This window comes from Desulfovibrio sp. 1214_IL3152 (genome assembly GCF_036763055.1).
In the GTDB taxonomy this organism is placed as follows: domain Bacteria; phylum Desulfobacterota; class Desulfovibrionia; order Desulfovibrionales; family Desulfovibrionaceae; genus Desulfovibrio.
On record NZ_JBAIYW010000211.1, the window covers coordinates 1 to 10436 of the forward strand.

Annotated in this window: 9 protein-coding genes; 7 read left to right on the forward strand and 2 right to left on the reverse strand. The window is 55.0% G+C overall.

Translation table 11 applies throughout. The features are described from left to right. The coding region (locus tag V6C07_RS04440) for a glycosyltransferase (RefSeq protein WP_333535157.1) at positions 1 to 399 on the forward strand (399 nt) is incomplete at its 5' end. 260 nt (positions 400 to 659) lie between these two features. Here the strand turns inward: V6C07_RS04440 and V6C07_RS04445 are convergent. Continuing rightward, a complete protein-coding gene (locus V6C07_RS04445; protein ID WP_333535158.1) occupies positions 660 to 3542 on the reverse strand; it encodes an EAL domain-containing protein in 2883 nt (960 codons plus the stop codon). An 893-nt stretch (positions 3543 to 4435) separates the two neighbouring features. Between V6C07_RS04445 and V6C07_RS04450 the strand changes: the two genes are divergently transcribed. Beyond that, the gene (locus V6C07_RS04450) at positions 4436 to 4750 is read left to right on the forward strand and encodes a helix-turn-helix domain-containing protein (RefSeq protein ID WP_333535159.1); all 315 of its coding nucleotides are present in this window, start codon (positions 4436 to 4438) and stop codon (positions 4748 to 4750) included. Between the two features lie 56 nt (positions 4751 to 4806). On the opposite strand, the gene V6C07_RS04455 is transcribed toward V6C07_RS04450, so the two are convergent. After that, positions 4807 to 5919, reverse strand: coding sequence for a pyridoxal-phosphate-dependent aminotransferase family protein (locus V6C07_RS04455; protein ID WP_333535160.1), 1113 nt, complete (start codon positions 5917 to 5919; stop codon positions 4807 to 4809). A gap of 302 nt (positions 5920 to 6221) precedes the next feature. On the opposite strand from V6C07_RS04455, the gene V6C07_RS04460 reads away from it, so the two are divergent. The 5 genes from V6C07_RS04460 to V6C07_RS04480 form a co-directional block, all read left to right on the forward strand. Then, positions 6222 to 7601, forward strand: a complete 1380-nt coding sequence (locus tag V6C07_RS04460; protein ID WP_333535161.1) for an amino acid permease — start codon at positions 6222 to 6224, stop codon at positions 7599 to 7601. Between the two features lie 250 nt (positions 7602 to 7851). Further along, complete coding sequence (locus tag V6C07_RS04465; protein WP_333535162.1) at positions 7852 to 8745, forward strand: DMT family transporter; 894 nt, start codon at positions 7852 to 7854, stop codon at positions 8743 to 8745. Positions 8746 to 9277: 532 nt separating this feature from the next. Further along, complete coding sequence (locus tag V6C07_RS04470) at positions 9278 to 9502, forward strand: FeoA family protein (RefSeq protein ID WP_333535163.1); 225 nt, start codon at positions 9278 to 9280, stop codon at positions 9500 to 9502. Between the two features lie 14 nt (positions 9503 to 9516). Beyond that, a complete protein-coding gene (locus tag V6C07_RS04475; protein WP_333535164.1) occupies positions 9517 to 9741 on the forward strand; it encodes a FeoA family protein in 225 nt (74 codons plus the stop codon). Beyond that, on the forward strand, positions 9738 to 10436 hold a 699-nt coding region (locus tag V6C07_RS04480; RefSeq protein ID WP_333535165.1), incomplete at its 3' end, for a FeoB small GTPase domain-containing protein. The genes V6C07_RS04475 and V6C07_RS04480, both read left to right, overlap by 4 nt.

The following is a 10436-nucleotide window of genomic DNA, read 5'->3' on the forward strand; positions in this document are numbered from 1 at the left end:
CGCGTGCATGTGCTTGGGCCGCGCACGCTCAGGGAATATCGGGAGCTTTTGCGCTCCTCTACGGCCTATGTCTACCTGGCCGCGCCCCATGCGCTGACCACCGGCCTGCTGGAGGGCATGGCCTGCGGAACGCTGGTTATCGGCTCTGATACGCCGCCTGTGCGGGAGATCATCCGGGACGGCGTCAACGGTTTTCTGTGCAGCTTCTGGGACGCGGAAGGCATGGCGCGCACTATAGCCGATGCCTTGGAAAATGCCCCCTCGTTGGGACAGGTTCGTGTTGGCGCGCAACAGACCATATTGCGCGAGTTCGATGCTGAAATGCAGACGAGGCGGCTTATGAGCCTTATCCTGCACAGCATGGAGCAGAAGAAAAATGAAGAAAGCGCCGACACATAACGCTTTAGATTTTAAGCCTTAACCCTTCAAAAAAGCCGCGCGTTCCCCAATGTCTTGCCTTTTACCGGCGTCGCCCGACGGCGCACTCCCCCCTCCGGATTGAGCGGCAGGACGGCTGCCAGAGTCAAGGACGTTTACGTCGCAGCATGTTTTTTCCAGCATGCGGCATTTTCGATAGAGCAGATTACCTTTGAGAATATACATTCTCAAAGGTAATCTGCTCTACATCTGGAACGTACATTCCCAAAGGCGCTCTACATCTAGGTGATAAGCATTGCCAGGCGGGCCTCAAATTCGTGCTCGGGTTCAGGCCGGGCATAGTAGTAGCCCTGGGCCTTGAAGCAGCCAAGCCGCATGAGGATGGCTGCCTGCTCGGCGGTTTCGATCCCCTCGCAAATCACTGACATTTCAAGATCCAAAGCCATGCGTATGATATTGCCGAGCACTGTCTGCGCTCTTTGGCCGGGCAGGTCGCGCAAAACAAAGCTGCGGTCGATCTTGATGACATCGGCATTGAGCATTTGCACAAGCCCCAGTGAGGAATAGCCCGCGCCGAAGTCGTCAATGGCGGTCTTGAATCCGTACTGTTTGAGCTGGATGAGACGCAACCAGGCCGCTTCGGGATTTTTCATGATGACGCTTTCGGTTATTTCCACTTCCAGCAGTTCGTGGGGGATGGCGTAGCGGTCGGCTATTTCTGCCAGTTGCCGGGGAAATTCGGGCCGATCGAAATGTACGCGCGAGAAATTGCATGAAACCGTATACAGCGGCAGGTTGCGCAAGCGCCAGCTTTGCATGGCTTTGCAGACCTGGGTGAACACGTGCATGTCAATGTCCATAATCAGGCCGTTGCGCTCGAAAAGGGAAATAAAGCTGTCGGGCATGAGCAGGCCGCGAGTGGGGTGGTTCCACCGCACCAGAGCCTCACTGCCGATAATGGCGCCTGTGCGCATGTCCACCTTGATCTGATACCAGGGAACCAGCTCGCCCTCCTTGAGGGCGGTTTCAAGCCTGCCGTTAAGCTCCTGGTGCAACAGGGCCTCTTGCCGCATATGCTCGTCATAAAGCATCAGACGGGTGCTGCCGTTGCGCTTGGCCTCGCGGCGCGCATAGTTTGCCAGGTCAAGCATGAGCTGTACGTCGCGCCCCTCTGTGCCGCTGACAATGTAGGCTCCGTATACCGTTTTGATCTTGTACGGCATTTCTTCCTTTTGCCGCCAGATGTCCAGGCTTTCATCCATATGGCGCAGCCGCGCCAGCAGCAGTTCCCATCCCTCATAACGCAAAAACAGCGAGTACATGTCGGCCGAAGCACGGGCGCAAAGCTCGCCTTCGGCCACATTGTTTCGCAAAATGTCGCCGTAGGCACGCAACAGGTTGTCCCCACTGGAGAAGCCGAACTGGTCATTGATGGCCTTGAATTGGCTGATATCGCCAAACAGCAGAACATATGCCTTTTTGCCGGTATTTCCGAGAAGTTTGGCACAATCCTGGCGGAATTTGTACAGATTGGGCAGGCCGGTGAGCATGTCACGGTGCAGCAGCATCTGTATGCGTTTATTGCTGCTGGACTTGATGGCGAGGTTGATGCCCATGAGCAGGGTGACAGTGAGAAAAAACAGCATAAGAGCGCTGAAAGCGCTTATGGGATTCTGACTGATGAATTCAGTGAGCGAGGTCTCACGCTGCAGGGGATCGGTGTCGGATGCCATTGCGCCAATGGCCCCGACGGGCAGCGATTGCAGGCCCTTGTCGAGGATGGAGTACAGGCGCAGGTCTGCATGACGCGAAACGCCCATTCTGAGGTTGCTGAAGTACTTGTCCGCCGGATTCACAGACAGGCCCGCATAACGCGGGTCTTTCAGCAGGTGGGCCGCAGCGTACACGTCGGTATAGGTCGTGTCCGCTTCGCCGTTGACGAGCGCGTCAAGGCATTCGGTGAGATTGTCGTAATAGCGCGCTTCTTTATCATTGTTGTCGGCGGCCACCTGGGCAGAGATCAGGCAGCCCCGGCGCAGCGCCATGCGCCGTCCGTTCTGGGGCGAGCCGTCATGGCGGTATACCTGAACCACCGCCGTGCGCATATAGGGCCGTGTGGTGCGTATGCGCAGTTCTTTATCCCATAAAAAGTTTCCGGAAAGAGCACAAACAATGTCCGCCTCTCCGCTGGTGACCATGCTCAGGGATTGGGCCATGGGCATGGGCATGAACTGGAAGTTGAGTCCCGTCATTTTTGCGATTTTATTGAACAGGTCAGCAACCGTGCCTGAAAATTCGCGAGTTTTCTGATTTTCCCAGGTCAGGGGAGGGCAGTCGGGGTCATAGGTAACGATAACGGGCTTGCCTTCATTCAGGTACAGATGCTCATCAAGGGTAAAAAGAGGCTGTTCGGCCATATTGACGGAAAGATATTTGCCGTACAGCTCATGAGTGGCAGCAATGCGTTGCGTGATCCGGCGCTGCTCTGCGTTGAGCATGGCAAGCAGATCCGGTTTCTTTGGGGTAACGGCAAGATAAAAGGGTTCCGGAGAAAAATGGGCCACCACGCGAAGGCTTGTATTGATGTTGGGCTGGCTGGTGGCGACGCCGTCCACTTCCTTGTCGTGCAGGGCCTGTAGCATGGACGCGCGGCTGGTGTAGGCAACGGGGTGTATGTTTATGCCCAGGTTGCGGGCATGGGCCGCAAGGGCTGGAACGTCTCTGCTGCCGAGAATGACGCCTACGCGCATGCCGTCAAACGCCGTCTGCGTGTCGTGACTGTAGCGTGTGTCGTCCGATCTGACGGCAATGGTGACAAAGGAAATGGCAAGGGGCAGGTCGGGAAAGAGCATGGTGTCTTCCCGGTCGGGCAGGTAAAAGGTGCAGGGCAAAAGGTCTATCTGGCCGCGCTCGAGCAGATGCAGGCCGCGAGCCCAGTCGCCGCAGTCCACAATTTTATAGCGCATTCCCGTATTGACTGAAATTTCATGCAGAATCTTAAAGACCGTTCCCCGGTAGTGTCCGGTCCGGTCGCGTGCCATATAGTCGCCAAAATCAAAAAAGCCCACGCGCACGACCTCTCCGGCAAGAGCGGGCGTGGAAAAAAATAAATAGAAGAGTATGGCGAGAAGCGGCAGAAAAACTCTGTATTGAAACTTCTTCATGAGCGCTTTCCTCAGGGGTCGCAGGTCGTTAGGGAAGCGTTTGCTCAATGCTGCCAGGGCAGACATGTCATGTGGGCTTTGAGGTTTGCAGGGGCCGTTGCTTGACTTCGGGGAGTGCGACGCAACCGGCGCACGGGTAAGAGAGTGTGTCTGCATATCACAGCATTCTGGTATGACAGGGGGCCAGTTTGGGGATCTGTCGCAACTGCACGGCAGATCCGCAGTAAATTGATAAATCACTCTACCTTTATGGAATTGTTGATGCAAGTATCAAAAGTTTATTGCACCTAGTTTATATTTTTAATTAGGGATATATTGAGTTTTTTATAGTTAATACCTTGAAATAAAAGTAGAAAAATATATATTCGCTAAAGGGGGCGATATCGTCCTGGTAATGATGTCAGTTCGTATTGTTACTTTGTAGCGCACGGTAGAAAGAAGGCCGCTCATTTTTTAATGTATATTTTTATAAATATGTACTTATATATTTCGCTATGGATATCATATATTAAAGTTGTTGGCGTATATTTATATTTTATTGATGCTGTTTGTTGGTACTTATATTTATGAATTAATAATCATGTATTATTAATGTATGATTATTATATGTAATGCATAACTAGAATATTGTGATCAATTTTTGTTATATATAAATATAGCAATATTTTAAATTTATGCACATGAATGTTTTAAAGTTTGTCATTTATGTAAAGTATATATGTACTGGAAAAATAAACAACAGGAATTCTTGATATATGGATAGTTTTAAAGAAGTATTTTTCGGTTCAAGGCGGCAAAAAAATGATAAATATTGGGAAAATGTAAACTATAGTTCTCGATTTGTGAGTGCTATAGTTCATATTCATCGGCATGTTTTGGTGTAATTAAACCTTATGAAAGTATATCCGTACCTTTCGGGCGCCATTGCAAGGGTGATTGAGGCCCTGCGCGCAGAATGCGGCATGACCAAGTCATCATTGGCTGACTTTGCCTGTCTCGAACGACGCTATCTGCGCGATATTGAACAGGAACTGAAACGACCGACGGTCAATGCCGTCTACTCTATCTGCGAGGCGCTGCGTGTGCCGCCGGAGGAGTTTTTCAGGAGGGTTTCGGAAGAAATTGAAAAAAAGCGAAACAGCGAGCGTCGCGTTCATTGCGGAACAAGCGCGCCGGCCATGAAAAAAATTGATGCAAAAAAGGCCTGAGAGAGGAAGGCGCGGGCAGCGGCCGGCCGCTGCCCGCGTTTCTGTTTTGTGAAGACTTATTGGCCGAGGCAGGCCCGAACGGCGGCAAGAAGCTTGTCAATGGCTTCAGGCCGCGCGCCCTCACCCATGACGCCCACACGAATGACCTTGCCGGCAAGCGCCCCAAGGCCGCCCGCCACTTCGATCTTGTGTTTTTCGCGCAGGCAGGCGCGCAGGGCGTTGGCGTCCACGCCCGCAGGGGGAATGAAAAGGTTCACCTGCGGGGCCGCACCTTCCTTTACATACATGCTGAAGCCCATTTCCGCCAGGCCGTCCGCCAGGCGGCGATGCATGGCCTTATGGCGCGCAAAGGCCGCATCCAGCCCTTCTGTCAGCAGGTTATCCAGGGCCTGATGCAGGCCGTAGTACATGTTGATGGGCGCGGTATGGTGGTACACGCGGGGTGAGCCTTCCCAGTACTTGCGGATAAGTGAAACATCAAGATACCAGTTGGGAACCTTGTGTTTGCGCTTGCTCATGGCCTGCATGGCGGCTTCGGAAAAAGAGGCGGGAGCAAGGCCGGGAGGTACGGAAAGGCACTTTTGCGAACCACTGTAAAACGCGTCCACTCCCCAGTTGTCCACCTGCACATCCACGCCGCCAAGGCCGGCCACACTGTCTACCATATAAAGCGTGTCGCTGCCCTTGACCAGTTCACCGATTTCGGCAATGGGATTGTTGACGCCCGTCGAGGTTTCGGCATGCACCACGGCCAGAATTTTGTAATGCTTTTTGCCCAGTTGGGCTTTGACATCCTCAACCTTTACGGGCGTACCCCAGGGGCTTTCCACCACATCCACCTCCGCGCCCAGGCGTGAGGCCACCTCGACCATGCGGGAACTGAACACGCCGTTGTTGACCACAAGCACAGCGTCGCCCGGTTCCACAAGGTTTACGAAGCAGGCCTCCATGCCCGAAGAGCCGGTACCCGACAGGGGAAAGGTGACCACGTTGCCGGTTTTGCACACGGCACGAAGCTGCTCCTGGATGGCGTCCATCACCTTGATGCAGTCGGGGTCAAGATGCCCCAGGGTGGGCAGGCTCATGGCCTGGAGAACATTGGGGGCAACGGGGCTGGGGCCGGGGGCCATCAGCAGAACATGGTCAAGCGATCCCAAAACTGTACTCATGGCGGTCTCCTGTGGTTGACGGCTAATGCCCGTCAGGGCTGGTTATTCCGACGCCCGCACGGACGGGCGTCCGCCGCGCGGCACGCAGCTTAAAATTTTTATTTTTCAAATAAATTTTACGATACCATGCGGCATCTGTCCAGCGGGCGGATGTACTTTTCGCACAAAGGGACAAAAAAATGCTGTCCTGCGCCACATGCCCGTAAAAGACCGCACAGAGCGGCGCGGCATGTTCCGGCGGCTTTTCAAAGCTTCATTATCCTGATATGCCTTGCCGAATCATTTTAACACACGAGCCGGCTATGAAAAAAGAAACACCAGAGCTTCACCGTGCCTTGAAAAACAGGCACATTCAGTTGATCGCCCTTGGCGGCGCCATTGGCACGGGCCTTTTTCTCGGATCTGCGGGAACCATCCAGATGGCCGGGCCTGCCGTCATACTGAGTTACGCCATTGGTGGCTTTATCGCCTTTCTCATTATGCGCCAGCTTGGCGAAATGATGGCTCAAGAGCCTGTGGCCGGCTCGTTCAGTAACCTTGCCTACAAGTACTGGGGCGAGTTTCCCGGTCTTCTTTCCGGCTGGAATTACTGGATTCTTTATGTGCTGGTGGGCATGTCGGAGCTGACGGCCGTTGCCGTTTATGTGCAATACTGGTTTCCGGGCATAGAGCCGTGGCAGACCACGGCTTTTTTCTTTATTCTCATCAATGTGGTCAATTTGGCTCAGGTGGGCGTTTTTGGCGAAATGGAGTTCTGGTTTGCCTCCATCAAGGTGGCGGCTATTGTGGCAATGATTGCGCTGGGAACGTTTCTGCTCGTCACCGGGGGCGCCGGACCCGATGCCAAGGTAAGCAATCTCTGGGAGTATGGCGGCTTTTTTGCCAGGGGCTGGGGCGGCGTGTTCACCTCGCTTGCGGTGGTGAGCTTTTCTTTCGGCGGGCTTGAGCTTGTGGGCATAGCTGCGGCGGAAGCTTCCGATCCGCAAAAAACCATTCCCAAAGCCGTCAACCAGCTCATCTACCGTATCCTGATATTCTACATCGGTGCGCTTACGGTGCTCCTGATGCTGCACCCCTGGAACCAGCTTGGCGCTTCCATGGGCAAAAGCCAGTGGGCCGAGGCTATGGTAGCCAGCCCCTTTGTGCAGATTTTTGACCTCATCGGCATTCCTTCGGCCGCGCATGTGCTGAACTTTGTGGTGCTGACCGCGGCCCTTTCCGTTTACAACAGCTGCGTTTACTGTAACAGCCGCATGCTTTACGGGCTGGCGCTTCAGGGCAACGCGCCCAAGGTTCTGGCTGCTGTGAGCGCCAGGGGAGTTCCGGTTTACGCGCTGATGATTTCCTCCGGCGCAACCCTGCTGTGCGTGTTGCTGAACTTCGTCATGCCCGCCAAAGCTCTGGGGGTGCTCATGGCGCTGGTGGTGACGGCCCTTGTGATCAACTGGGCCATGATAAGCCTGACCCACCTGAGGTTCAGGGCCGCCAAGGCAAAGACCGGGGAAAAGATAGTTTTCAAGGCGTTCTGGCATCCCTGGTCCAACTATCTCTGCCTGATCTTCATGGTGGTGGTGTTTGTGGTGCTTGTGCAGATTGATATGGCCGCTTCCGTCTATGCGGCGCCCATCTGGCTGCTCTTTGTGTGGTTTGGCTACAAGATGAAGAAGCACTATACGCAGTAGCGCCAGCCCCGGTTTTGCGTTTTGGCCCCCGCCCGCTTTCCGGCCTGACCGCTTTCGCAGGCAAGGTCCCTTTGTGCCAAAGGGACCTTGCTTTTTTGCGTCCGGCCGCCTGCGGGCATAGCCGGCGGACGAAGACGTCGCCAGACGGTTCACTTTTGCAGAGGCGCGGGCTATCATGGCGGTCTGCCGTTTTTTGGGCAGCGCGTCTGCGGGTACTGCCCGCCCAGAGAGGAGATAAAGGTTCACGCCTATGCAGGACAAAAGTATTTTTCAGCTCAGCCGGGGCGAATGGGCTTTGGTGGGTATCACCATCATATGGGGTACAACCTTTCTTATCATTCGCAACGCCCTGGACGTGACCGGGCCACTGTTTTTTGTGGGCCTGCGTTTTGGCTCGGCGGCGTTGGCGCTGACCCTGGTTTCTCTGCCTGTCCTGCGTGGCCTGACCTTGCACGAGCTTTTTGCCGGTTCGATCATCGGGTTTTCGCTACTGGGCGGCTATGCCTTGCAGACCTTTGGCCTGCAAACCATTACCGCCAGTAAATCTGCTTTTATAACAGCGTTTTATGTACCTACAGTGCCGCTGTTGCAATGGCTCTTCATGCGGCGTCCGCCCAGCAAGATGGGCTGGCTCGGCATCGGCTGCGCCCTGCTGGGGCTGATCATGCTGGCCGGGCCGGACGGCGTTTCGCCGGGCTTCAGCACAGGGGAACTGCTTACCTTGCTGGGGGCCGTGGCATGCGCGCTGGAGATCCTGTTCATCAGCTATTTTGCGGGTACGGTTAACGTGCGCAGGGTTACTGTGGTGCAGGTGACTGTGACCGCCTTGCTGAGTTTCAGCCTGATGCCGCTGGCAGGGGAATCCGTGCCGGAATTTTCCTGGCTGCTGGCGTGCAGCGCCGGGGGCCTGGGGCTTGCCACGGCCCTTATCCAACTGGTCATGAACTGGGCGCAGAAAAGCATTTCGCCCACAAGGGCCACCCTGATTTACGCGGGCGAACCTGTATGGGCGGCCATTTTCGGGCGCATGGCCGGTGAAAGACTGCCTTTTTTGGGGCTTGTGGGCGGCGCGTTTGTGGTGGCGGGTGTGCTTATAAGCAATCTGAACCCGCGCCGTAAGGCAAAGAAAAAAGAGTCCGTATAGGCGGCGGGGCTGTAGGCGACAGAGATCTGTTGGACGGCAGTGGCAGAGAGATGTCGGGCAACACTGTCCGGTAGGCGGGCTTAATCTGTCGTATGTCCGCTCTTTGGAACGGGGCAGTGGAGCCAGACCCGTGCTACGATGACTGTCCGCCGTGGGCTTGAGCGGTGCTGTGCATGCTTCGCCTGTGTCCATGCCGTCTGGACGCCCTTGTTTTATATATATCTATAATTGATATCTGATGTCGTAAGAAGAGGTGCACAGCGCAGTTCTTTACGGCCTGTTTTTTGCGCCTGTTTTGCTGGTGCGTATGGCTCTGCAGCATGGGCCTCTTTGTGGGTTTGGCCTCGCGCACTGTACCCTTTTATTGATGTAACATATTTAATTAATTTATATTTTTATAGTATTGAAGTAAATGCGGCCTTAGGGTGTTTGTGCGTGTTTTCAGAATATTTTTTCCGTGTTGACGTAAAGCCGAGAGAAGGGTATCTAAAACGAAATTCAATTTTAATTTCATTATATATCGGGTGTTAGTATGTCGCACACAAAAACTCTTCAGACGGTCGGCACGGGCCGGACAGTCTTTGTCCTTGCCGTCAATGCGGCAGAGGCAGAATTGCAGCGCCTTGAGTCCATCGGCGTTTTACCCGGCGTGGAACTGGACGTGCTTGCCGATAACGGCGGGCCAATTCTTGTGGCAGTGGGCGAGGCACGGGTGGCCGTGGAACGCGAACTGGCCGCGTCGGTTATTGTTGCGTAAGCAAGGAGCATTTGATGACACTCAGCAAGATGGTTCCGGGCGATACCGGCAGCGTAAAAGATATCAGCGCCACCGGCGCCCTCGGCCAACGGCTGATGGATCTGGGTTTTTACCCCGGCGCGCGAGTGCGCGTTGTGCGCAATGCGCCGCTTGTGGACCCTGTGGAAATTGAGCTGGACGGTTACCACGTCAGCCTGCGCCATGACGAAGCTGATCTTGTGGAGGTTGACGGGCAATGAGTTCCCCCTTGTTAGCGGCTCTGGCCGGGCAGCCCAACTGCGGCAAATCCACGTTGTTCAACATGCTCACCGGGGCGCGCCAGCATGTGGCGAACTATCCCGGCGTCACCGTGGAAAAAAAGACAGGGTACTTTAACCTCAGCGGCCGCAAGGTGGAGCTTGTGGACCTGCCGGGAACCTACAGCCTGACCTCGTATTCGCTGGAAGAAAAAGTGGCGCGTGACTTCATTCTTGAAGCCTCGCCCCAGGTCACCATCAACGTGGCTGACGCGGCCAACCTCAAGCGCCACATCTATCTGACCCTGCAGTTGCTGGAAATGGAAACGCCGCTCGTGCTGGCTCTCAATATGATGGACGTGGCCGAACGGCGCTCGATCAAGATTGATGTGGACGGGCTGGCCCGCGAACTGGGCATTGCCGTTGTACCCACGGTGGGTAAGAAAAGCAGTGGAGTGCAGGCATTGCGCGCGGCTTTGACCGCCGCGGCGGAAGGCGGCCCAAGATCTGCATTTGTCGTGGATTACGGCCCTATGGAGCCGTATCTTGCCGAGCTTGCGGGCCTGATTGCCCATGAGAAAGCTCTGGCCGGGCTGCCCGTGCGCTGGCTGGCTGTGAAGCTGCTGGAGAATGACGAAGCTGCCGTTGCTCTGGTGCAGAAGCGCTGCGGCGAAGCGGCCGACATTCCGGCCAGGGTG